Here is a 22,665-nt window from a genome sequence, read left to right on the forward strand (position 1 = left end):
ACCCGTCAGGCCGCTCCTAGCTTCGTGGCGACCCGGAGAAAGTCGGGGAACACCCGGGGAATTCCGGGTGCGGAGCGGACGAGGGACGCGGACGACGATGCGGAAGGTGTGCGGAATGCGGAGGAACGGCGTACGGACGGCGGTACTCGCGGCGCTCGCGGTCACGGGGCTCCTGGCCGCCGGGGCGGAACCCGCGGCGGCGGCCGGGACCCGACCGGTGGAGACCCACTTCTCCGTCGGCTTCGTGAAGGGCTTCTTCTTCCCCGGCTCCAGCCCGGACGGCGCCAACGACTGGTCCTGCCGACCGTCCGCGGCGCACCCGGACCCGGTGGTGCTGGTGCACGGCACGCTGGAGAACCAGAACGACAACTGGGGCGGCGCGGCCCCGCTGCTGGCCAACCAGGGGTACTGCGTCTACTCCTTCAACTACGGCGGCCCGTCCGCCGGTTCACCGGTCCAGGGCACCGGACCGATCGCCGACGGGGCGAGGACGCTGGCCGCCTTCGTCGACCGGGTGCTGGCCGCGACCGGCGCCGCGAAGGCCGACCTGGTCGGCCACTCGCAGGGCGGCATGCTGCCCCGCTACTACCTGAAGCACCTCGGCGGCGCCGCCAAGGTCGGCAGGCTGGTCGCCCTGGCCCCCAGCAACTACGGCACCACCCTGGACGGCATCACCGAACTCGGCCGCCAGCTGCGCATCCTGGAGCCCGCCAACGACCTCCTGGGCGGCCCCTGCCCGGCCTGCGTGGAGCAGGAGATCGGCTCGCCGTTCCTCACCGAGCTGAACGCCGGGGGCGCCACCGTCCCCGGCGTCGAGTACACCGTGATCGCCACCAGGTACGACGAGGTGGTCACCCCGTACACCAACTCCTTCCTCCCCGCGGGGCCGCACGTCACCAACATCCTGGTGCAGGACCAGTGCCCGCTGGACGCCACCGACCACCTGGAGATCGGCTACGACCCGGTCGCGCTCACGGACGTGCTGAACGCGTTGGACCCGGCGCACCCGCGGGCGGTGCCCTGCCAGGTGGTGCTGCCGGTGACGGGGCCGCTGCTGTAGCGCGGCGGCGGCGGTCGGCGCGGCGGCGGCCGCGGCGGTGGGGTCCGGCGGCTCGGGGACCGGACCCCACCGAGGACGGGCGCCGCTCAGGCCGGGTCGAGGTCCCCGGTGCGGCGACGGTGGCGGGACGGCCGGGCGGCCGGGCCCGCGGCGTCGGCGATCCAGGCGTCGAGCTGCTCCCAGCTCCCGTACAGCCAGTCCGCGAACTCCTCCGGACCGGTGGGCAGTTGGTCGAGCCGGTAGCTCCACCAGCGCAGCCGGACCAGGTCGCCGGGGCCGGGGCCGTAGCCGGGGCCGAGCATCCAGGGCAGCAGCCGCTCCGGGCCGGTGTGCCCGCACACCAGCACCACGGCGGACGGGTCCACGGCGGCCAGCACCGCCCGCGCGCCCGGCAGGTGCGGCGGGAGCAGGTGCGGCATCGCCTCGGCCCGCTCGGCCAGCGCGTGCTGCCCGCGGGCGCGCAGCCTGGCGATCGAACCGGCCCGCCGGGCCGCGCTGTAGTTGGTGCCCTCCGGGTACAGCCAGAACGCCTCTCCGGGGCCCAACGCCCTTCCCTGCTCGGTGAGTTCGCCGAGCGCGGCGGCCCGCCCGGCGCGGTTCCAGCGGAACAGCACGAGCGGCACGCCGCGCAGCAGCGCCCGCAGTCCGGGCTCCAGGGCGACGCAGCGCTTGGCGATGCCGCGCGGGCTGCGGCCGAGCACGGCGGAGACCGCGACGAGGGCGAGCTGGGTGTTGAGGATGCCCGCGTGCCGGGCCAGCACCACCACCGGCCGCCCGGGGTCCGGCGGCGGGTCGGGCAGCTCGATCCGGAAGCGCAGGCCGGTCCAGCGCTCGGCGAGCCGCCGGAAGCGGCGCCCGGCCCGGACGGTGAGCAACTGCCAGGCCTCCGGCCCGGCCCGGTGGGCCCGCAGCCGCAGCGAACCGGCCAGCGCGGTCAGCGAGAACCCGGCCAGGTACGCGGCCCACACCAGCGGGAGGCGGACGGCGGCCCGGGCGCGGACGGGCAGCAGCGGCCGGAGCAGGCCGAGCAGGAGCAGCAGCGGGGCGAGGAGGAGCAGCAGCACCGTCAGGGCGCCGAGGGCGAGGGCGTCCCCGGCCGCGGCGAGCGCGCCGGCCCGCAGCCGGGCAGCCCGGGAGAGCCCCGGGGAGGGCGGAGTCCTGTGCATGGCACAAGACCTCTCACGCCGCCGGGCCCCCGGCCAGCCGAAGATCCACTCCGCTGGACCGATCGGGGCGAGGGTGCCGCGGACGGGCGAAGGTGCAGGTGGGAGCGGTTGCGGAGGCCGGAAACCGGACCGGACGATGGCCATTGCGGGCCCGTCGGGCGCGCGGGGGGTACGGACCCCGGGGCGGCCCCGGAGACAGGTGGCGAATCGATGGACGGTCTGTTGGACGGACAGGGCAAGGTCGCGTTCGTGCTCGGCGGCGGCGGTGACCGGGGCGGCAACCAGGTCGGCATGGTGCGGGCGCTGCTGGAGGCCGGGATCACCCCCGACATCGTGGTCGGCACCTCGATCGGCTCGGTGCAGGGCGCCATCCTGGCGAAGAACCCCACCATCTCGGTGGTCGCCGAACTGACCGAGCTGTGGATGGAGTTCATCAGCATGAAGGTGATGAAGCCGTCCCTGCGGGCGTTCCTCTCCAACGTCCGGCACGTGCGGGCCGGCCTCACCTCGGAGGACGCCGCCCACCGGATGCTGCTCAACCACTTCGCCCCGCACAGCCGGATCGAGGACCTCAAGCTCCCGTTCGTCTGCCCGGCCTCCTCGATCGAGCGGGCCGAGGCGCACTACTTCGACCACGGGCCGCTGATCCCGGCGCTGCTGGCGTCCTGCTGCGTGCCCGGCCTGTTCCCGCCGGTGGAGATCGACGGCGAGCACTACCTGGACGGCGGGCTGATCGACTCGCTGCCGGTCGGCGTCGCGGCCTCGCTCGGGGCGACCACCGTGTACGCGCTGCGCATCCGGCAGACCGATGCGCAGCTCGCGCTGCCCCGGATGCCCTGGCAGCTCGCGCACGTCGCGTTCGAGGTGACCCGACGGGCGGCCGTGGAGTCCGAGATCGCCCGGCACCGGCCCGGGGTCACCGTGCACGTGCTGCCCAGCGGCGAGGACGAACTGGTGAAGGCCGGACGCGGACCGGTGGCCTCCACCCGTGCCGAACTGGAGACCGTCCGGCGGCGGATCGCACTCGGCTACGACGCCGCCTCCGCGTTCCTGGAGGGCCTGCAGCGCACCCGGCAGGACGCCGTCGGCTGACCGCCGCACCACCCCGCGCGCCCGGCGGACGACGGCGAAGGCCCCGGCGCGCCCGGCGGACGACGGCGAAGGGTCCGCCGACACGCGCCCCTCCCGCACTCCCGAACGCCCCCGCCCGCCGGGGGCGTTCGCGCGCCCGGCCCCGGGGCGGCAGCGGCGCGGGCCACCACCGGCCCAAGGGCGACAGCCACGCTCGACACGGTTTCGGCGCCCCCAATCCTCCACGGGCCAAGGTTCACCTAATCGGGTGCACGCGGGGCTGCACGGGCGATCTCGCGGCCGGAACGATCTAGTGTTCCGGAGGCGGCCGGGGAGCGCGGTGACAGCGCCCTTCCGAACCCCGCCGACACTTTCCCCCTTCTTTCCCTCTGCCCGATCGCCCCACCGGCACCCCGCAATGCCCCAACACGTTCACTGATCTGACGGTCCGTCAGATTCCGTGCGAGACGAAGGAGAGCCCGGCCCGATGTCCGTGGACAGCAGCCCGGAGACTCAGCAGGCGCAGCGCCAGCAGACCAGCCTCACCACCGCCGCGGCCCGCAACCTGGCCACCACGACCAAGTCCGCGCCGCAGATGCAGGAGATCACCTCCCGCTGGCTGCTGCGGATGCTCCCGTGGACGCAGACCTCCGGCGGCACCTACCGGGTCAACCGCCGACTGACCTACACCGTCGGCGACGGTCGGATCGAGTTCATCCAGACCGGCGGCGACGTCCGGGTCATCCCCCGGGAGCTCGGCGAACTCGCCCTGCTGCGCGGCTACGAGGACGACGAGGTGCTCACCGCCCTGGCCGACCGCTGCCAGCAGCGCGACTTCCGGGTCGGTGAGGTGCTGGTCGAGCGCGGCACCCCGTCCGACAAGATCCACCTGGTCGCGCACGGCAAGATCAACCAGGTCTCCACCGGCAAGTACGGCGACGACGCCGTGGTCGGCGTGCTCGGTGACGGCGACCGCTTCGGCGAGAACGCCCTGCTGGACGCCGACGCCACCTGGGACTACACCGCCACCGCCAAGACCGCGGGCACCCTGCTGACCCTCGCCCGGGCCGACTTCGAGGCGGTGCTCGCCCAGTCCGAGAGCCTGCAGGCCCACATCCGCGACTTCGCCAGCCTCCCGCTGCAGCGGCAGAACGAGCTCGGCGAGGCCGAGATCGCCATGTCGGCCGGCCACCAGGGCGAGCACCTGCTGCCCACCGCGTTCGTCGACTACGAGCTCAAGCCGCGCGAGTACGAGCTCTCCATCGCGCAGACCGTGCTCCGCGTCCACTCCCGGGTCGCGGACCTGTACAACCAGCCGATGAACCAGATCGAGCAGCAGCTCAAGCTCACCGTGGAGGCGCTGCGCGAGCGCCAGGAGCACGAGCTGATCAACAACCGCGAGTTCGGCCTGCTCTCCAACTGCGCCTTCAACCAGCGCATCCAGACCCACTCCGGCCCGGCCACCCCCGACGACCTCGACGAGCTGCTCAGCCGCCGCCGCGACTCCGAGTTCTTCCTCGCCCACCCGAAGACCATCGCCGCCCTCGGCCGGGAGTTCAACGCCCGCGGCCTGTACCCCGACACCGTCGACCTCCAGGGGCACAAGGTTCCGGCCTGGCGCGGCGTCCCGATTCTGCCCTGCAACAAGATCCCGATCACCCCGGAGAACACCAGCTCCATCCTGGTGCTGCGCACCGGCGAGGACAACCAGGGCGTCATCGGCCTGCACCAGACCGGCATCCCGGACGAGTACCAGCCCAGCCTGTCGGTCCGCTTCATGGGCATCGACGAGAAGGCCGTGATCAACTACCTGGTCACCGCCTACTACTCGGCCGCCATCCTCGTCCCGGACGCGCTCGGCGTGCTGGAGAACGTGGAGATCGCGCACCGCTGACCGGCGCCGCGCGACGACGGCCGCCGCCGGCCGTAACCAAACGGCGGCGCACCACGTTGAGGGTGCGTCGGATTGATCATGCCGATCCGTTTCTGCAGCTCGCCCCACGGCACTGGCACTGCAGGCGGAACGGCCCGGTCCTCCGACGCGCCCTCGACTGCGCTCCGGCCGGTTCAGCCGTGTCCGAATCGGACGGGCCGGAACCGACCGGGCCCGAACCGAACCGGATCGGTCGGAGCCAGCCGCAACCGGCCGGATCCGGAGCGGGGCGCGCAGCACGTCGACGACTGCCCACGGCCACTGGAAGGATGGACCACGCCCATGCAGCGCAACGACCGTCCGTCAGCGGACGGCAGAACGGGGGCCCCGGCCTTACCCGCCCGGGCCCGCGCCCTCGTCCGGGCCCGGGTCGGTGCCCGGGTCGGCACCCGGGGCCCGCAGGTGCGGCGCGGTGCCCGCACCGCCACCGCCCTGGCCGGCGTCGCCGTGGTCTGTGCGGTGCTCACCGGCGCCACCCAGGCCGCGTCCGCCGCGCGCGGCGGCGGCGACCACCGGCTCGACATCTGCGTCGAGGTGCACACCTCGGTGGACGCGCCCGGGGTGCACATCGAGGTGGACGCGGGCGGCGGGGCCGACGTCCCGCTCCACCCGCAGGGCGGCGGCAAGGGGCACGACAGCCACGGGAACGGCCACGGGTACGGGCACGACCACCACTGCCACCCGACGCCCACGCCCACACCGACGCCCTCGCCGACCCCGAAGCCCACCCCCACCCCCACGCCCGCGCCGACGCCTTCGCCGAAGCCGACCCCCAGGCCGGCGCCCACCCCCACGCCGACACCCACGCCTTCGCCGAAACCGACGCCGAAACCGACGCCGACGCCCACCCCGGCCCGGCCCACCCCCAGTGCGGTGCCGCCACCGGCCCCGGCCACCAGCCCCGCACCGACGACGCCCGCGCCGAGCCCCACACCCGCCCGGCCCGCGCCCGCGGCGAGCGTCCACCTGCCGCCGCCCCCGGTGCACGCCGACGCGCCCAAGCACCACACCACCCCGGCGACCACCCGGATGCTGGTGGTCACCGTCCCCGCCGTGCTGGCAGCCGCCGCGCTGCGCCCGCGCGGGAAGTCCGGCGGCGCCGGACGCCGCGGCCGCTCCTGACCCCGGCCCCGCGTCGGGCGGGCAGTGCCGCCCCGCGGGCCCCGCGGGGCGTTCAGGAGAACCGGGAAAACCCTTCATCCACTGGACAGTTCAGGAGAGGATCCGTCATGTCCGAATGGCTGGCACTCGCCCTCGCGATGGTCGGGGCGTGCCTGGTCGTCGTCGCGGTCGTGCTGCTGAGGAACCGCAGGGCCGACGAGGACGAGGACACCTCGGAGACGCCCGACGTCATCGAGTACATCACCATGATGATCGGCGTGGTCTACGCGATCGTGCTGGGCCTGGCCATCGCGGGCGTCTGGGAGTCCCGCTCCGCCGCGCAGGACGACGTGCAGCGCGAGGCCCAGGCGCTGCACGAGGTCAGCGCCCGCGCCGAGGTGTTCCCCGCCGACTACCGGGCCGTGGTCGACAAGGACGTCGACGCCTACGTCTCGTTCGTGGTGAACACCGAGTGGCACTACATGCGCACCGAGGGGGAGATCAGCCCCGAGGGCACCGACCTGCTCGCCAAGCTGCGCACCGACGTGGCCGCGCGGGCGCCGCAGAACGACATCGAGGCGCAGGCGTACCAGTCGATGATGGACAAGGTCGCCGCGGCCGACGAGGCCCGCAACTCCCGTGGGGGCAACGTCGGTCCGACCATGCCCGGAGTGGTCTGGTTCGGTCTCGGCATCGGCGCGGTGATCACCATCGGCATGCTGTTCGCCCTGCAGATCCGCCGCTCGCCGCGCGAACTCGTCCTGGCGGGCACGTTCAGTGCGCTGTTCGGGTTCCTGCTCTTCCTGATCTGGGACTTCGACGACCCGTTCGGGCGCGGCATGTCGGTCACCACCGAGCCGTTCCTCAACCTGTTCCCCTTCCTCGGTGGCTGACCGCCGTCCGGCCGCCGATCGGCCACTGATCGTTCCTGCGCGCCAACTGTCCGTCCGATGAACGGAATTGAGAGGGCTGGCGGAACATTCGGCCGGGCTGGCCGTGCCGAAGCGGTTCGCGCACTACTCTGGAGGGAGCCGCCTGCCGTGCCGACGGGGGTCCTGGTGCGGGCGGCCGACGGGGAGCCCGTGCGGGCCGCCGCCCCGGGCGGCGGTGGCGCGGGCACGACGGGGGAGAGCGCAAGGGGGAAGCACGTCATGGGGGAGCACCAGGCATCCGGTCCGGCGGTGTGCGGTCCGGTGACATCAGGTCCGGCGGCGTCCGGTGAGGAGTCGGCGGGCCCGGCGGTGTGCGGGCTGACGGAGGGCAAGTACGCCCGGGTCGAACGGGAGCGCCGCTTCCTGCTCGACCGGGTGCCCGCCCCCGGCAGCGTCACCGTCGCCCGCCGGATCACCGACCGCTACGTGGACGGCACCCGGCTGCGCCTGCGCCGGGCCGAGCGGCTCGACACCGGCGAGTGCACGTACAAGCTCACCCAGAAGCTGCCCGCCCCGCCGGGCACGCCCGGCGCCGTCCAGGGCCTGATCACCAATCTGTACCTCTCCGAGGAGGAGTACGCCCGCCTGCTGGCGGCGCTGCCCGGCCCCGAACTGACCAAGACCCGGCTGAGCGTGCCCCCGCTCGGGGTGGACGTCTTCGAGGGGCCGCTGCGCGGACTGGTGCTGGCCGAGGCCGAGTTCGAGAACGCCGAGGACGCAGAAACGTTCGTCCCGCCCCCCGGCTGCATCGCCGAACTCACCGCCGACCAGCACTTCACCGGCGGGCAGCTCGCCCGCACCGACCGCGAGGAACTCCGCGGCGACCTGGCCGAGTACGGTGTGGCCCTGCCCTGAGCCGCCCCCGCCCGGGGCGCGGCCCGGCTGCGCGGGATCCTGGACGAGGTCAAGCCGGTCTTCGGGCGGGCGCTCTGACGGACGACCGGCGGGCCGGACGTGCCGGGTGCGCGGCGGCCCGCGGCGGCCCGGGACGGATGGTGCTCCGGGCCGCCGCGGCGCCCGGGCTACTCCGGCTGCGGCTGCTCCGGCCGGGGCCGCTTCAGGTGGCGGGTGAAGAAGCGCGCCGCCGCGTCCCCGGCGTGCGGGGGGACGCCGGTGTGGCCGCCCATGTTGGCGTTCAGGCACTTCTCCGGGGAGCCGAAGGCGTCGAACAGGTCCAGCGAGGTCCGGCGGTCGTTGCCCTCGTCGTCCCACTGCAGCAGCACGTGCAGCGGGACGGTGACCTGGCGGGCCTCCTCGAAGGTGCGGCGCGGGACGAAGCTCCCGGCGAAGAGCGCGGCGGCCGCGATCCGCGGCTCGACGAGCGCGAGGCGGACGCCGACGGCGATCACGCCGCCCGAGTAGCCGACCGGGCCGTCGATGTCCGGCAGCGCCAGCAGCGCGTCCAGGGCGGCCCGGTGCTCCGGGACGGCGAGGTCGACGAGCGGGAGGACCAGGGCGTCGACGAGCTCCGGGCCGACCGGCTCGCCCGCCTCCATGGTGCGGCGCAGCTCGGCCCGGGCCTCGTCGAGGGCCGGGACGCGGGGGCGCTCGCCGCTGCCGGGGAGCTCGATGCAGGCCGAGGCGAAGCCGTCCGCGGCGGCGTGCCGGGCCCGCTCCGCGAGCCGGGGCCGCATCCGGTGCAGGCCGAGCGGGGGGAGGCCGAGCAGGATCGGCGGCACGGGGGCGGACGGGCTCGCGGAGGCGGGCGTCCACAGGACGCCGGGGATCCCGTCGAGGGTGAACTCGCGTTCGAGGACGCCGTCGTCGAGCTGCTGCTCGGAGGTGAAGTGCAGGTGCACGGCAGTGGTGCCTTTCGGGAAAGCGCGTGGAACGGCGCTCCCGGGCGACCTACCGCCCGACCGTGGCCCCAGCGGGGAGCACCCATGTCGATACTGCGTTCACGGGTACCACCTCCCAGGTCTGTCGCACGGCCACCGGAAAGGTAGCAGTGGTCGCGGTGCCGCGCCAAACGATTTCTCCGGCCGGAGGCCGGAGTAGATCTACAGGGAAACTGTACATTCGACGGGTGGAAACCTAGGGTGGGGACCATGAGCGAAGAGTCCGAGCCCGCACCGTCCGCCCTGCGCGCCTCGCAGCAGGTGCGGTCGGTGATCGGCAAGCTGCGCCGCCGGCTCCGGGCCGCGGCCGGAACGGGGGACTTCACCCTCACCCAGGCGTCCACCGTGGGACGGCTGCTGGACAGCGAGGGCCAGGGCCTGACCACCAGCGACCTCGCCGTCGCCGAGGGGATGCGCCACCAGTCGATGGCCACCACCATCGCCACCCTGGCCGCCCAGGGACTGGTCGAACGCAGCCGCGACCCCGAGGACGGCCGTCGCATGCTGATCGTGCTCACCCCCGAGGGGCGGCGCCGCGGCGAGGAGGGCCGCCGGGCCCGCGGCGAGTGGCTGGCCGCGGAACTCCAGCGCAAGTGCACCGAGGAGGAGCGGCAGACCGTGATCGCCGCGATGGCCGTCCTCGAACGCCTCGTCCAGGACTGACGGCCCGGCCGGGCCCCCACCGGCACCTCCCCGACCCCGACCGCCGACCGCGGCCTCCCCGACCGCCGAACGGCAGACCGGAAGCACCATGACCGACCGCACGACCGCCGTGACCGCCCCCGGACAGCAGCGGGCCGGGGCGCCCGCGCTCGACCGCCGACTCGTCCCCCCGATGGTGATCGGCTCCGTCCTCAACCCGATCAACTCCACCGTCATCGCCGTCGCGCTCGTCCCGATCGGCGCCGCGCTCGGCGCCTCGCCCGCGCAGACGGCCTGGCTGGTGTCCGCGCTGTACCTGGCCACCGCGCTCGGGCAGCCCGTGGTGGGGCGGCTGATCGACCTGTTCGGGCCGCGGCGGCTGTTCCTGGTCGGCACCGGCCTGGTCGGCGTGGCCGGGGTGGTCGGCACGCTCGCCCCCGACCTCGGGACGCTGATCGCCGCCCGCGTCGTCCTCGGCTTCGGCACCTGCGCGGGCTACCCGGCCGCGATGGCCCTGCTGCGCGCCGAGTCCCGGCGCACCGGACAGGACAGTCCCGCCGGGGTGCTCACCCTGCTGGCCGTCGCCAACCAGACCGTGGCCGTGGTCGGCCCGCTGCTCGGCGGACTGCTCACCGGTCTCGGCGGCTGGCGCGCCACCTTCGCGCTGAACGTCCCGCTGTCGGTGCTCGCCCTCACCCTCGGTGCCCTGCGCCTGCCCAGGACGCCACCGCAGGAACGTTCCGCCACCGGCCCCGGCCCGCTGCGCCGGATCGACCTGCCCGGGATGGCGCTGTTCGCGGCCCTGCTGCTCTCGCTGCTGCTGTTCCTGATGCACCCGCACCCCGACCGCTGGTACCTGCCGCTGCTCACCCTCGCCGCCGCCGTCGCCTTCACCGCCCGCGAACGCCGCGCCGAACAGCCGTTCATCGACGTCAAGGTGCTCGGCGGCAACGCCCCGCTGCTCGCCACCTACGCCCGCGCCCTGGCCGCGTACGTCGTCGCCTACGCCTTCCTGTACGGCTTCGCGCAGTGGACCGAGGAGGGCTTCGGCCTGTCGCCGCTGCAGGCCGGGCTGGTGCAGGCGCCGACCTTCCTGGTCGGCATCGGCGTCTCCGTCCTGGCCGGGCGCCGCGGCGGCATCCGGGCCACCCTGCTGGTCGGCGCGGCCGGGCAGATCGCCGCCTGCCTGCTGATGCTCGCCCTCGGCGTGCACAGCCCGCTGTGGGTGCTGCTGGTGCTGGCCGTGCTGTTCGGCGTCCCGCAGGGCGCCAACGGGCTGGCCCTGCAGAACTCCGTCTACCTGCAGTCCGACCCGGCCCGCACCGGCTCCTCCGCCGGGCTGCTGCGCACCTTCGCCTACCTCGGCTCGATGGTCGCCTCCGCCGCGACCGCCGCCGCGTACGGGCCGCACGCGGGCACCGCCGGGATGCACCAACTGGCCTGGATCATGCTGGGCGCGGCCGTGCTGTTCCTGCTGCTGACCGCCTTCGACCGCGCCCTGCGGACCCTGCGCGCCCCCGCGGCCGCCGCCCGGGCCTGAACGGCGGGAACCGCGGTTCAGCTCGGGCGTGCGCCCGAGACGGCCAGGCCGTCCATGTAGTCGCGGACGTGCACGACCAGCCCGTCCCGGACCCGCAGCACCAGCAGCCCCGGCACCGCGAAGGCGCCCCGGCCGCCCGCGAGCTCGCCCCGCACGACCTGCTCGACCACCAGCACCTCCGGATCGGTCGACGCGTGCAGCGCCGTCTCCACCACCTCGGTCGGCCGGGCCGGGCTCGCCCCCCACGCCGCCGCGTACCCCGCGCGCACCGCCTCCCGGCCCTCGTAGCGCTCCGGGAACCCCGGGAAGCGGAACGGGAACTCGTGCACGGCGTCCGGCGCGTACAGGTCCGCGAGGGCGTCCGCGTCCAGCGCCAGCACCGCCCGGCGGTAGCGCGCCAGCACACCCCGCGGGCTCGGGTCGAGCGGGGCTTCGGACGTGGTCATGGTGAACTCCCGGGAAGGGTGGGGTGGTTGGTGCGCCGACGAGCCTACTACCGGACGAGGCGGGGAGGTCGGGGAATCCGGGGGGCCGGTGCGGCAGGATGGTGGGCGTGCCACTGCCCAGGACGGTGCCGGAACTCCCGGCCGCGCACGGCTTCCGGCTGCGCCGCTGGAGCCCGCAGGACGCCGAGCTGCTCCGGGAGGCGGCGACCGACCCGTACATCCCGCTGACCACCACCGTGCCGAGCCCGTACAGCGCGGCCGCCGCGGCGGCGTACCTGCAACGCCAGTGGCGCCGGACCGAGATCGGGACGGGCTACCCCTTCGTGATCGTCGACCCCGCGGGCCGGGCGGTCGGCGACGTCGGCCTCTGGGTGGGCGAACTCCCGCTGCGCGGCTGGGCGACCGTCGGCTACTGGGTCGTCCCGACGGCCCGCCGCCGGGGCGCCGCCACGGCCGCGCTGCGCGCCGTCACCGACTGGGCGCTCGACGAACTCGCCCTGCCCGGGATCGAGTTGTCCGTGGAGCCGGGCAACGTCGGCTCGATCCGCACCGCCGAACGCGGCGGCTACCGGTGCACCGGCCTGCGGCCCGCCCACCAGGGGGTGGACGGGCGCCCCCGCGAGGTGTGGCGCTACGTCAGGACCGGTGGGACGGACGGGCGGGTCAGAGCCTGATCGGCGCCCCGAAGCCCTGGTGGCCCGCACCGGCGCGGGTCAGGGCCAGCCAGCCGTGACCGCGCACCGGGGTGTCCGGGCCGATCTCGCCGGGGGCGACCGACAGGTGACGGGCGGCCAGGTGGATGCTCTGCGCCTCGGAGGCGTTCGGCTCCGGGTAGGCGTCCTCGTACTCCTCCTCGTCCTCGAAGTCGTCCACCGTCAGCACCTCCTCCCACGGCAGCGGCTCGCCCTCCCACTCCGGCTCGCTCGCCCGCCAGTACGAGCGCACCACCGAGCCGCCCTCCGCGACGATCCAGATCATCGCGTCCGCGTGCGGGTCCTCGTAGAACAGCTGCGCCCGCCCGCAGGCCGCGCTCAGCGTCTCCACCACCGTGGTCGGCCACCAGGCGCAACTGCCGAGCGGCGACTCCGCGAAGACCAGCCGCCAGCCCGCGTACTCCGGCGTCACGAAGACCCGGTGCACCGCCGCCCCGTCCACCCGCTTCGTGTCGTCCCCCTGCGCGGCCTCGCCGCCGCGCACCGTCACCGGGACGCGGTCGTGCAGCCCCAGCGCCTCGAACGCCGCCAGGTAGCCCTCCCCGGGCACCGCCAGCCACCAGGCGTCCGCCAGCGGGCGCGGACGCTCCGCCGCGAACGCGGCCCGGGCCGCCTCCGTCAGCTCCGCGCGGTCGGCGCCCGGGCCGGCCTCGGCGAGCAGCACGTCGACCAGCGCCGCCAGGTCCTCCGGGGCGGGCACGGCGCCGTCGTCGGCGGGTCCGGGGGCGGCGGAGGTGTCGAGGGTCGTCTCGGTCACGGGGTTTCCTCGCTGCAGAGTCGGGCCAACCCGGGCAGGCGGCGGGACAGTTCGTCGTGGTCATCGAAGCCGAAGTCCCATCCCGGATCCAAATCCGGTAGCCGGACCGGCGATCCGGGCAGCGGCAGGTCGGCCCCGGTGGCCGCGCGGTGGGCGTGCCAGGCGATGCCGAGGGCCTCCTCGCACTCGAGGTCGACCCCCGCCGCGACGGCGGCGCGCACCACCGGGAGCCCGGCCAGCAGGTCGGGACCGGCCACCACCCGCTCGAAGACCTCCCGGCCCTGGACGAGCAGCCAGCCGCGGAAGTAGTCGAACCCGTCGTCCGAACAGCCGCCGTTGAGCAGGTACGCGGCACCCCACAGCGGGGCGCGGTAGGAGTCGGCCAGCAGTCCGTCCAGGAGCAGGCCCGCCGCGCGGATCTCCGCGACCGGCCGCCGCGCCAGCAGCGCGGCCGCCCGCCCGGCGACGGCCGCGCCCTCGTCGGGGCCGGTGTCCGCCCCCGGGACGCGGGCCCGCTCGATCAGGGCCCAGAACTCGTCGATGTCCATGACGGGGCATCATGCCGGGCCCTGCCGACAGCGCCCTCGGACCGGCGGCAGGGGGTCGAGGGCGGGGAGGGCGGCCAGGACCCCCGGCGTCCGCGCGGATGTCCGCGTCGGGTGGACGCGCAGTTGCCCGTCGGCGAGCGTCCGCAGGCTCCGGAGCTGCTGCTGTCGTCCGCCCGGGCCCGGCTGCGCGCCGGGCACACCGGCCGCCACCGGCTCAGGCCAGCCGGACCAGGGCGGTGACGACGACCGCGGCGAGCACCACCACCAGGAACGGGGCCCGCCGCCACAGCGCCACCCCGGCGGCGGCCAGCCCGGCGAGCCGGGCGTCGACGCCGAGCAGGTGCCCGTGGGCGAGGGTCTGCTGCGCCGTCAGGGCGGCGAGCAGGGCCACCGGCGCCAGCACGGAGAAGGCGCGCACCGCCGGACGGTCCAGCAGACGGGCCGGGACGCACAGGCCCAGCAGCTTCAGCAGGTAGCAACCGGCGGCGGTCGCCAGCACCGCGATCCAGACGGTCACCGGCCCGACCTCCCCCGCCCCGCCGGGCCGACCAGCGGCACGGCGGCCAGCGGCACGGCCGCCAGCGCCAGCAGCACCGGAACGCCCGTGGGCAGCAGCGGCGTCCCCGCCAGGACCAGCACCACCGCGGCGACGGCCACCCGGCGCTCGCGCGGATCGCGCAGCCGGGGCGCCAGCAGGGCCAGGAAGACGGCCGGTCCGGCGGCGTCCAGCCCGTAGCGGGCCGGATCTCCCACGGCGCCCGCGCCGAGCGCGCCGAGCAGGGTGGTCAGGTTCCACAGCGCGAACAGGCAGACCCCGGTGGCGGTGAAGCCGAGGCGCGCGGCCCGCCGGTCCGGCTGGGCGAGGGTCACGGCGGCGGTCTCGTCGATGACGAGCTGAGCGGCCAGCGGACGCAGCGCGACCGGCAGCCGCAGCCGCTCGGCCAGCCGCATCCCGTAGAAGGCGTTGCGGATGCCGAGGAAGAGCGCCCCGGCCACGGCGGCGACCGGAGCGGCGCCCGCCGCGAGCGCGGCGACCAGCGCGAACTGGCTGGCCCCGGTGAAGACCAGCAGGCTGAGCGCACAGGTCTGGGCCACCGTCAGGTGGGCACCGGCCCCGGCCGCACCGAAGGCGACCCCGGAGACCCCGACGCCGACCCCGACGGTGAGGGAGTCCCGGAGCACCGCCCGGGCGGGCCGGGCCGCGCGCCCGTCGGCGCAGGACGGTTGAGTGGTGACTGTCATGCCCCCACGGTGCCGGGAGCGGGCCGCGGGGGTCTTGTACGTTCCTGCACCGCCCGGCGGTAGGCACCCGGCGGGACGCCGACGCTGCGGCGGAAGTGGCGTGACAGGTGCGCCTGGTCGACGAAGCCGACCGCGACGGCCACCTCGGCCGGCGGCACGCCGCGACGCAGCAGCGACCGGGCCGCGGCCACCCGCTGCTGGTTCAGCCAGGCGTGCGGCGGCAGCCCGTGGGCGTCGCGGAAGGCGCGCAGCAGCGGGAAGGGCCGGGCACCGACCGCCGCGGCCAGCTCCTCCAGGCCGGGCGGGTCGACGAGCCGGGCCCGGAGCAGTTCGCGGGCCCGGACCACGGCGAGCGCCCCGGCGGAGCCCACCCGCTGGGCGGTGCGGGGCGCGGCGTGGGTGCGCAGCAGGCGCGCCACCAGCAGCCGGAAGGCGGTGGAGGCGGCCAGCGCGTCGTCCCGCCCGACGGCCCCGTGCACCGCGTGGACCAGCCGGGCCAGCTCGTCGTCGTGGGCGACGGCGGTGGTGAAGGCGGGCGTACCGGCACCGACCGGCCGCAGGTCGGCGGCGACGTCGAGCACGCTCTCCACCGCGGGGTAGAGCACGCGGTAGCCCCAGCCCTCCGGCACCCCGGCGTGACCGGTCACCACCACCTCCGGGTTGACGAGCGCGACCGTCCCCGCACCGGCCCGCTCGATCCCGCCGCCGTAGTGGAACTCCTCCACGCCCGCGGTGATGGCCGCGACCACGTAGGTGTCGTGGGTGTGCCGACCGAAGGCGTGGTCGACGTAGTGGGCGTCCAGGAGCTCCACCTGCGGGAGCGCCCGGTGGACGGAGAAGGTCGCGTGTTCTGCGGACAAGGCGGTTACCTGAGCTGCTGCGGGGAGGAGCCGGAGCCTCGATTCTGCCCGTTCTCCCCGCGGACCGGGAGGAGGGGCCGGCGGTCCGTGCGACGGTCACGGCCCCGCGCCGGGGGCCCGGCCCCGCCCCCGGGGCGACGCGCCGTCAGTCGAAGTACACCACGAGCCTGACCCCGTCGTCGCCGAAGCGGCCGGCCAGTGCTGCCATGACGGCGAACACGTGCTCCCAGCCGGTGCCCGGCCCGAGCGCGTCCCCGAGGGTGAACGGGCGGTACGTCACCTGGGTGGTGCCCACCGTCCACGTGCCGTAGGGCAGTTCCGCCGGGCTCCGGCCGTCGACGTGGGGCCCCATCCGCTGCAGCAGCTCTTCCGAGTTCCACTGTTCGCCGACCCAGAACCAGCTCTCCAGGTGCGGGTGCGGGCCAGGTAGCACGACCACTCCCCGCAGGCCCGCGGGCGACGCCGTCAGGTCGATCCGGGCCAGCTCCGCCCAGCTCACCCACGTCGGGCTGTGCGTGGCCGCGTCCAGGCGGGCGGCCTCCTCGAAGTCCGCCCGCATCGCCGCCGAGACGTCGGCCGGCAGCCCGCGGTGCCCGGCGAGCGGCTCCCAGCCCTGGTGGTTGCGCACCCCGAACAGCAGCGCGAACGCGTCGTAGTCGCGCCCACCGCCGTACAGCGGGTACAGGTCCATGCACCGCTGCCACGGCTCCCACTCGAACCAGTCGTCGTCGGCGTTCGGGTCCCTGACCTCGATGCAGCCGTACATGTCGGTGCTCACGGCCGCGAGGCTAGGGCACGGCCCACGGCGGTGACCAGCCGATTCCTCCGCGGGCGGACCCGCGCGCCCCCGCCCCTGCTACTCCGGTCCGGGCGGCGGCGTCAGCCCGTAGCGTTCGATGACGCCCGGCAGCCAGTCCGGCTGCCCGAACTCCAGTCCGTACCGGTGGGCGAGCTCGGCCACGGCCGCGGGGTCCGGCTGCCCGGCGGCCGTCATCTCCGCGATCTCGCGGAAGCAGTGCTCGAACCCGGCCGGGCTGATGATCTCGATCATCCGCGCCGGGGTGGAACCGGCGTTCCACATCGTGTGCAGCTCGCCCCGGGGCTTGGTGATGTAGCCGCCGCTGCCGAGGACGACCTCACGGTCGCCGGAGCGGAAACCGATCTCGCCCTCGGTCACGATCGAGTACTCGTCCTCGCGGGTGTGCAGGTGCGGCGGCACCAGCGCCCCGACCGGGAACGGGTGCTCGACCACGGAGACCGCGCCACCGGTGTCGGAACCCCAGAGCTTGAACGCGACCCCGATGGAACCGAGGAAGCCCTCGTCACCGGTGCCCGGCTGGACGACGGTGAGCGGGGGCGGGGGGACGGAGGGTGACGACATGGGAACCACCTCCTGTTGGAACCAGCGTCCGCCCGGGCCCCGGGTGCGTCAAACGTTGAGCGAACGCACCCGCCCACCGGAACGCACGGCCCAGCCGCAGTCCGGCCCGGGCCCGGCCCGACGCCGCCCCCGTCGCGCCGGTCGCGCCGGTCGCGCCGGCGACGATCGGCAGCTGCCGTACTAGGCTGCCGCAATGACCACCGCGAACCGCCCGGGCAAACCCGTTGAACTGGTGATATTCGACTGCGACGGCGTGCTGGTCGACAGCGAGCGGATCGCCGTGCGCGTGCAGGTGGAGATCGGCGCGCAACTCGGCTGGCCGCTCGATGCGGACGAGGTGGTGCAGCGGTTCATCGGACGCAGTCACGCCGCGATCTGGCAGCAGGTCGGCGAACGCCTCGGCCCCGCCGCGGCCCTCGAGTGGGAGCACCGCTTCGAACGGCGCCACCGCGAACTGGTGGACGCCGAACTCACCCCCGTGGACGGCATCGTGGAGGCCCTGGACGCCCTCGACGCGCTCGGCCTGCCGTACTGCGTCGCCTCCAGCGGCAGCCACGCCAAGATGCGGCACACCCTCGGCCGCACCGGACTGCACGAGCGCTTCGCCGGACGGATCTTCAGCGCCGAGGAGGTCGCCCGCGGGAAGCCCTTCCCCGACGTCTTCCTGCACGCCGCCGCCCGGAGCGGGTACGCCCCCGAGGTCTGCGCCGTCGTCGAGGACAGCCCCGCCGGACTCCGGGCCGCCCGGGCCGCCGGGATGCGCCGCCTCGGCTACACCGCGGGACCCACCGGCGGGGCGCTCACCGGCGGCGAACGCGGGGACGGCGCGTTCGGGGAGGGCGGGGACGGGGGTGCGGACGGTACCGTGCTCTTCTCCGAGATGCGCCAACTGCCCGCGCTGCTGCGCACGTTCACCGCAGGCTGACCGGGAGGCGGACGGTGGACCGGCCGGCCGGTCGGTCACCGTGCCCCGCCCCCGCCGCGAGGAAGGACCCCGTCCATGGCCCAGGCCCAGCTGCCCGCCGGGTACACCGCCCGTCCGCTCGACCCGTCCGTCGACCTGCCCGCCGTCCTCGACCTGGTGAACACCTGCGAACGGGACCTGCACGGCAGTGCGGTGGCCGGGGTCGACCCCGGTGAGCTCACCGCGGTCCTGGCCCGGCCTGGGTTCGACCCCGCCGTCGACACGCTGCTGGTGCACGGGCCGGACGGCCGCCCGGCCGCCTGGGCGTGGAGCGACCGGCGCTGCGAGTGCCGCGTCCACCCCGCGCACCGGGGCCGCCGCCTGGGCACCGCCCTGCTGGGGTGGACGGAGAGCCGGGCCGTCGAGCAGGGCGTGGGCAAGCTCGTCCAGGTCGTCGCCGACCGGGACGCCACGGGCCTCGCGATGCTGCGCACCTACGGGTACCGGCCGAAGGGCGCCAGTTGGCTGCTGGAGATCGCCCTCGACGGGCTGCCCGGGCCCGCCGAGCTCGGACCCGGCCCCGAGGGCGTCACCATCCGCCCGTTCCGGGGCGGCGACGCGTGGGACGAGCACGAGGCGCACCGGGTGGTCGAGGAGGCGTTCGCGGACTGGAGGGCGCGCCGGATGTCCTTCGCCGAGTGGGCCGAACACGCCGTCCACCGCGAGACCTTCGCCCCCGGACGCTCACCGCTCGCCGTCTCCGACGCCGACGGCCGGGTGGTCGGCGTCGCCCTGGCCCTCGACCAGCCCGGCACCGGCGACGGCTACGTGGACAGCCTCGCCGTCGACCGCGACCACCGCCACCGCGGCATCGCCCGCCACCTGCTCCACCACACCTTCCTGGCCTGCCGGGAGGCCGGGCTGAGCCACTGCACGCTGTGGACGCACTCCGGGACGGGTGCGCTCGACCTGTACCTCAAGGTCGGCATGACGGTGCGGTACACGTCCGTGGTGCTGGAGAAGAGCCTCCCGGCCTGACGGGTCGCCAGGGGCGCGGGGGGCGTTCCGCCCGGCCGGGCAGGGGACCGTCCGGCCGGGCAGGGAGGGGCTCAGCCGAGCAGGGCGAGCAGGCGCAGGGCCTGGCGGTGGCCGGTGCCGGGCGGGTTGCGGGCCTCGGTCGCGGGATCGGCGGTGAGGAAGACCAGCCAGAGCAGGGCGAACAGGCGGCGGCACGCCAGCAGGCGCTGCGCCTCGGCGGGGGAGAGGGAGAAGCGGGACAGGAAGGACTCGGCGTCCAGGTCGGTGTCCACCCAGGTGGAGACGTGCTCGACCATCTCGGCCAGTTCGTAGGGGTGGTCGGAGCGGCCGGAGTCCTCGAAGTCGACCAGCCGGACGTCCGTGCCGTCCCAGAGGAAGTTGGCGAGGTTGCCGTCGGCCTGTCCCAGCACCGGGGGCACCGTCCGGTCCTCCCGCAGGGCGGTCCCGGCGCCGTCCAGCCAGCGCAGGCCCGCCGCGAGGGCGCGGCCGACCTCGGGGGCCGGGTGGGCGGCGCAGGCTGCGGCCCGGGTGCGGATCGCCGCGGCGGACTCCCGGACGTCCCAGCGCCGGACCGGCAGGCGGGCGGCGGTCCCGGCCGGTACGGCGCGGTGCAGGCGCAGCACGGCCCGGGCCAGCGCGTCCAGGTGGGCGTCGGTCAGGGCGCTGCCGCGCAGCTGGGTGCCCGGCAGGCGGGACATGGTGACGACGCCGTCGGCGCGGTCGAGCGGCCGCGGGGCCAGCCCCGGGGCGTACCGGTCGAGCAGGGTCAGGGCCCGCCACTCCCGGTCCGGTTCGCCGTTCGCGTCCGGCCGGAAGCGCTTGCGCACCGAGTCGGGCAGCAGGTCGATGCCGTGGGTGGCCCACTGCGGGGTCATGGCGGTGCGTCAACTCCTCGTAGCCGGAAGGACCCCGGGGCGGGCGCCGGGGCGGGCGTCAGGGCTGCTCGTCGAGGGCCGCGAGCAGGGCCGGGCCGGACCAGGCGGGCGGTGCGGTGGCCTCCTCGGCCGCGCGGACCAGGTCGAGCAGGCGGCGGTTGGCGGGGGCGGACAGACCGTGGCGTTCGGCCAACGCGACGACCTCGCCCTGCAGTTCGCCGATCTCGGTGGGGCGGGAGCGCTGCAGGTCCTCCCACATCGAGGAGCGGGCCCGGGCGTCCACCCGCAGGCTCGCCGCCGCGACCCGGCGGAACACCGCGTCGGGCAGGCCCAGCACGGACGGCATCCACTGCGGCGGCACGGGCGTCAGCCGGGCCGGGGCCAGCCCCGCCGCCGCGAACACCGCCAGCGCCTCGCGCTGGCAGCGGGCCAGCACCAGCCGGTACGGGCGGCTGCCGAGCTGTTCGCGCAGCGGCAGGCCGGAGAGCGCGTTGACGGCGTTGTTGAGGTTCATCAGCAGCTTCGCCGCCTGCACCCGCGGCATGTCCGCGCGCAGCCCGACCGGCAGCCCGGCGGCCGCCGCCGCGTCGGCGAACCGCCGCGCGGCGGACGCCCGTTCGAGCATCAGCGCGCCGCCGGTGCCCTGGTGGAAGGAGGCCGGACCGGTGCGCACCACGTTGTACGGCACCATCCCGGCCAGCACCGTCCGGCCGGGCAGCGCCTCGCGCAGCACCCGCGCGTTGTGCAGGCCGTTCTGGAAGCTGACGACGGTGCTGCGCCCGTCCAGGTGCGGGTCGAGCAGCCGGGCCGCGGCCGCGGTGTCCGCGGACTTGACGGTCACCAGCACGTAGTCGGCGCCCGCCGCGGCCGCGGCGTCCACGGCGGTGCGCGGCCGGGCGTGCAGGCGGCGGTCGCCGGGACCGGTCAGGGTCAGGCCCGCCCGGTCCAGCTCGGCCATCGCGGCGGGCCGCCCGATCAGCGTCACGTCGGCCCGGGCGGCCAGCGCCCCGCCCAGTCGGCAGCCGATGCTGCCCGCGCCGAACACGGCGATCCGCAGCGGCAGCGTCGTACGGTTCTCGGACACCGGCGGCTCCTTCGACAACGGCGTCAGCGGTACGGCCCCACGGCCGACGGCCCCGAGGTTACCGTCCGGTCGCGGGAGGTCCACCCGCCGGGGCGCCCGGGCAGGGAGGGGGCGTGAACGCGCTCGTCCGGCCGCGGGAGCGCGGGGAACGCCCCGCCGACGACGGCCCGTGCCGGGCGGACGGGCCGGTGGCTGGTGGAGGGCCACGGCCACGCCCACCTGACCGGCTCCGCCCCGGCCGCCCCCGTACGGCCCCTGACACTCACTCAGGTGGTGGACGCCTCCGTGGCCCCGCCCGCGGGTGCTCCCAGGCGGGCCGCGAGCAGCGCCGCCACGTCGTCGTCGGCCGGTCCGCCCGCGTAGCGGCGCAGGTCGCGGCGGAGGTTCTCCAGGAGCGCGACGTCCGGATCGGCGGTCCAGCGGGCCAGCCGTTCGGTCAGCGGGTAGAACTCGCCGCGCCGGTCCCGGGTCTCGCTGACGCCGTCGGTGTACAGCAGCACCCGGTCACCGGGCCCGAACGGGAGGGTCTGCGGGTGGTACTCGCTGGCCACCAGCGCCGACAGGTTCAGCGGCGGCAGCGGCACCCGCGGCTCGACCGGCCGCACCGTCCCGTCCGCGCGCAGCAGCACCGGCGGCGGGTGGCCGCAGTTGAGCAGGTACGCCTCCGGCCGGTCCTCCGGGACCTCCAGCAGCACGGCGGTGGCGAAGCGCTCCGCCGCGTCCGGCGAGGAGGCGCGCTCGGCGTACCGCTGCAGGCCGATCTCCAGCCGGCTCGCCAGCGCGGGCAGGTCCTTCGCGTCGTACGCGGCCTCCCGGAACGAGCCGAGCAGCGCGGCCGCCATCTCCACCGCGGGCAGGCCCTTGCCCTGGACGTCGCCCAGGATGATCCGGACCCCGAACGGCGTGCGCACCGCCTCGTACAGGTCGCCGCCGATCTGCGCCTGCTCGGCCGCCGCGTTGTAGTACAGCGCCAGGCCGACGTCGCCGATCCGGTCCGGCAGCGGGCGCAGCACCACCTGCTGCGCCGTCCGCGCCACCGAGCGCACCAGCGCCAGGTCGCGTTCGCGGCGCACCCGCATCCCGGAGGTGTACGAGGCGGCCAGGGTGACGGTGACGGTCGCGGCGATCACCGAGGCCGCCGAGGCGCCGACCTCCCCGTCCCGGAGCAGCGCCAGCACCACCTCCGTGACCACCGAGAGCACGCCGATCACCAGCGTCCCGAAGGAGCCCCAGGTCGCCGCGGCGAGGGCGGGTGCGGCCGCCACGAACCGGTCGTAGCGCTGTCCGGCGGGGGTCTCCGCGTCCGCCGCCGCCGACAGGGCGATCAGCAGGAAGGGCGAGAGCCGGACGATCCGGGTCAGGAAGGGCCGGACGCGGCCGGAGGGGGAGTGGTCGTCGATGGTGGGCATGGCCCGAAGAACGCTACCGGCGCCGCCCGCCCGGTTGTGGGAGGCGCGGGCGGCCGGTGATCGCCGCCGGTCCGGTGCGCGGCCGGGGAGAGCGGTCTGACCTGGCACGTTGCGGCCCTGACGGG

General features: G+C 75.6%; 24 protein-coding genes. 11 read left to right on the forward strand and 13 right to left on the reverse strand.

Annotated features, from left to right (window positions below; genetic code table 11):
* Nucleotides 1–115: 115 nt before the first annotated feature.
* Nucleotides 116–1,060 carry an esterase/lipase family protein gene (locus QSK52_RS31295; protein ID WP_435053408.1) on the forward strand — a complete coding sequence of 315 codons (945 nt, stop codon included), beginning with the start codon at nt 116–118 and terminating at the stop codon, nt 1,058–1,060.
* A gap of 86 nt (nt 1,061–1,146) precedes the next feature.
* On the opposite strand, the gene QSK52_RS31300 is transcribed toward QSK52_RS31295, so the two are convergent.
* Nucleotides 1,147–2,226 carry a hypothetical protein gene (locus QSK52_RS31300; protein WP_285739597.1) on the reverse strand — a complete coding sequence of 360 codons (1,080 nt, stop codon included), beginning with the start codon at nt 2,224–2,226 and terminating at the stop codon, nt 1,147–1,149.
* 210 nt (nt 2,227–2,436) lie between these two features.
* Between QSK52_RS31300 and QSK52_RS31305 the strand changes: the two genes are divergently transcribed.
* The 5 genes from QSK52_RS31305 to QSK52_RS31325 all read left to right on the forward strand — a co-directional run bounded on the left by QSK52_RS31305 (nt 2,437) and on the right by QSK52_RS31325 (nt 8,118).
* A complete protein-coding gene (locus QSK52_RS31305) occupies nt 2,437–3,318 on the forward strand; it encodes a patatin-like phospholipase family protein (RefSeq protein WP_285739598.1) in 882 nt (293 codons plus the stop codon).
* A gap of 466 nt (nt 3,319–3,784) precedes the next feature.
* Nucleotides 3,785–5,191 (forward strand): family 2B encapsulin nanocompartment shell protein, encoded by a 1,407-nt coding sequence (locus QSK52_RS31310; RefSeq protein ID WP_285739599.1) that lies wholly within the window; start codon nt 3,785–3,787, stop codon nt 5,189–5,191.
* Between the two features lie 321 nt (nt 5,192–5,512).
* Nucleotides 5,513–6,352 (forward strand): hypothetical protein, encoded by an 840-nt coding sequence (locus QSK52_RS31315; RefSeq protein ID WP_285739600.1) that lies wholly within the window; start codon nt 5,513–5,515, stop codon nt 6,350–6,352.
* A gap of 107 nt (nt 6,353–6,459) precedes the next feature.
* Nucleotides 6,460–7,224: a DUF4239 domain-containing protein gene (locus QSK52_RS31320; protein ID WP_285739601.1), complete on the forward strand. Its 765-nt coding sequence runs from the start codon at nt 6,460–6,462 to the stop codon at nt 7,222–7,224.
* 300 nt (nt 7,225–7,524) lie between these two features.
* Nucleotides 7,525–8,118 carry a hypothetical protein gene (locus QSK52_RS31325; RefSeq protein WP_285739602.1) on the forward strand — a complete coding sequence of 198 codons (594 nt, stop codon included), beginning with the start codon at nt 7,525–7,527 and terminating at the stop codon, nt 8,116–8,118.
* A gap of 167 nt (nt 8,119–8,285) precedes the next feature.
* Here QSK52_RS31325 and QSK52_RS31330 read toward each other — a convergent pair whose 3' ends face one another.
* Nucleotides 8,286–9,056: an alpha/beta hydrolase gene (locus QSK52_RS31330; RefSeq protein WP_285739658.1), complete on the reverse strand. Its 771-nt coding sequence runs from the start codon at nt 9,054–9,056 to the stop codon at nt 8,286–8,288.
* 255 nt (nt 9,057–9,311) lie between these two features.
* Here QSK52_RS31330 and QSK52_RS31335 point away from each other — a divergent pair, with 255 nt between their 5' ends.
* Nucleotides 9,312–9,764 carry a MarR family winged helix-turn-helix transcriptional regulator gene (locus QSK52_RS31335; RefSeq protein WP_285739603.1) on the forward strand — a complete coding sequence of 151 codons (453 nt, stop codon included), beginning with the start codon at nt 9,312–9,314 and terminating at the stop codon, nt 9,762–9,764.
* A gap of 88 nt (nt 9,765–9,852) precedes the next feature.
* Nucleotides 9,853–11,283 (forward strand): MFS transporter, encoded by a 1,431-nt coding sequence (locus QSK52_RS31340; RefSeq protein WP_285739604.1) that lies wholly within the window; start codon nt 9,853–9,855, stop codon nt 11,281–11,283.
* Between the two features lie 17 nt (nt 11,284–11,300).
* Here QSK52_RS31340 and QSK52_RS31345 read toward each other — a convergent pair whose 3' ends face one another.
* Nucleotides 11,301–11,729 (reverse strand): nuclear transport factor 2 family protein, encoded by a 429-nt coding sequence (locus QSK52_RS31345; protein ID WP_285739605.1) that lies wholly within the window; start codon nt 11,727–11,729, stop codon nt 11,301–11,303.
* 107 nt (nt 11,730–11,836) lie between these two features.
* Between QSK52_RS31345 and QSK52_RS31350 the strand changes: the two genes are divergently transcribed.
* A complete protein-coding gene (locus QSK52_RS31350) occupies nt 11,837–12,403 on the forward strand; it encodes a GNAT family N-acetyltransferase (RefSeq protein ID WP_285739606.1) in 567 nt (188 codons plus the stop codon).
* On the opposite strand, the gene QSK52_RS31355 is transcribed toward QSK52_RS31350, so the two are convergent.
* From QSK52_RS31355 to QSK52_RS31385, 7 genes are all read right to left on the reverse strand, one after another.
* On the reverse strand, nt 12,393–13,199 hold the full coding sequence (locus QSK52_RS31355) for a hypothetical protein (protein WP_285739607.1): 807 nt from the start codon (nt 13,197–13,199) through the stop codon (nt 12,393–12,395). The two genes, QSK52_RS31350 and QSK52_RS31355, sit on opposite strands and share 11 nt — an antisense overlap.
* On the reverse strand, nt 13,196–13,747 hold the full coding sequence (locus tag QSK52_RS31360; RefSeq protein ID WP_285739608.1) for a DUF4240 domain-containing protein: 552 nt from the start codon (nt 13,745–13,747) through the stop codon (nt 13,196–13,198). Before QSK52_RS31360 ends, QSK52_RS31355 begins: the two co-directional genes overlap by 4 nt.
* A 214-nt stretch (nt 13,748–13,961) precedes the next feature.
* A complete protein-coding gene (locus tag QSK52_RS31365) occupies nt 13,962–14,264 on the reverse strand; it encodes an AzlD domain-containing protein (protein WP_285739609.1) in 303 nt (100 codons plus the stop codon).
* A complete protein-coding gene (locus QSK52_RS31370; protein WP_285739610.1) occupies nt 14,261–14,989 on the reverse strand; it encodes an AzlC family ABC transporter permease in 729 nt (242 codons plus the stop codon). Before QSK52_RS31370 ends, QSK52_RS31365 begins: the two co-directional genes overlap by 4 nt.
* The gene (locus QSK52_RS31375; protein WP_285739611.1) at nt 14,986–15,849 is read right to left on the reverse strand and encodes an AraC family transcriptional regulator; all 864 of its coding nucleotides are present in this window, start codon (nt 15,847–15,849) and stop codon (nt 14,986–14,988) included. The genes QSK52_RS31370 and QSK52_RS31375 overlap by 4 nt, the downstream gene beginning before the upstream one ends.
* Before the next feature lie 145 nt (nt 15,850–15,994).
* Nucleotides 15,995–16,627: a hypothetical protein gene (locus tag QSK52_RS31380; RefSeq protein ID WP_285739612.1), complete on the reverse strand. Its 633-nt coding sequence runs from the start codon at nt 16,625–16,627 to the stop codon at nt 15,995–15,997.
* 78 nt (nt 16,628–16,705) lie between these two features.
* Entirely contained in the window at nt 16,706–17,230 is a 525-nt protein-coding gene (locus QSK52_RS31385; RefSeq protein WP_285739613.1) for a cupin domain-containing protein, read from the reverse strand.
* Between the two features lie 193 nt (nt 17,231–17,423).
* Between QSK52_RS31385 and QSK52_RS31390 the strand changes: the two genes are divergently transcribed.
* Nucleotides 17,424–18,155 (forward strand): HAD family hydrolase, encoded by a 732-nt coding sequence (locus QSK52_RS31390; RefSeq protein ID WP_285739614.1) that lies wholly within the window; start codon nt 17,424–17,426, stop codon nt 18,153–18,155.
* 75 nt (nt 18,156–18,230) lie between these two features.
* Nucleotides 18,231–19,172 (forward strand): GNAT family N-acetyltransferase, encoded by a 942-nt coding sequence (locus tag QSK52_RS31395; protein ID WP_285739615.1) that lies wholly within the window; start codon nt 18,231–18,233, stop codon nt 19,170–19,172.
* A gap of 71 nt (nt 19,173–19,243) precedes the next feature.
* Here the strand turns inward: QSK52_RS31395 and QSK52_RS31400 are convergent, their stop codons facing one another.
* From QSK52_RS31400 to QSK52_RS31410, 3 genes are all read right to left on the reverse strand, one after another.
* Nucleotides 19,244–20,047, reverse strand: a complete 804-nt coding sequence (locus QSK52_RS31400) for a phosphotransferase (RefSeq protein ID WP_285739616.1) — start codon at nt 20,045–20,047, stop codon at nt 19,244–19,246.
* Between the two features lie 58 nt (nt 20,048–20,105).
* Nucleotides 20,106–21,131, reverse strand: coding sequence for a 2-dehydropantoate 2-reductase (locus QSK52_RS31405; protein ID WP_285739617.1), 1,026 nt, complete (start codon nt 21,129–21,131; stop codon nt 20,106–20,108).
* Between the two features lie 266 nt (nt 21,132–21,397).
* Entirely contained in the window at nt 21,398–22,540 is a 1,143-nt protein-coding gene (locus QSK52_RS31410; RefSeq protein ID WP_285739618.1) for a PP2C family protein-serine/threonine phosphatase, read from the reverse strand.
* Nucleotides 22,541–22,665 lie beyond the last annotated feature (125 nt).

The sequence above is a fragment of the Kitasatospora phosalacinea genome (assembly GCF_030268885.1).
In the GTDB taxonomy this organism is placed as follows: domain Bacteria; phylum Actinomycetota; class Actinomycetes; order Streptomycetales; family Streptomycetaceae; genus Kitasatospora; species Kitasatospora phosalacinea_C.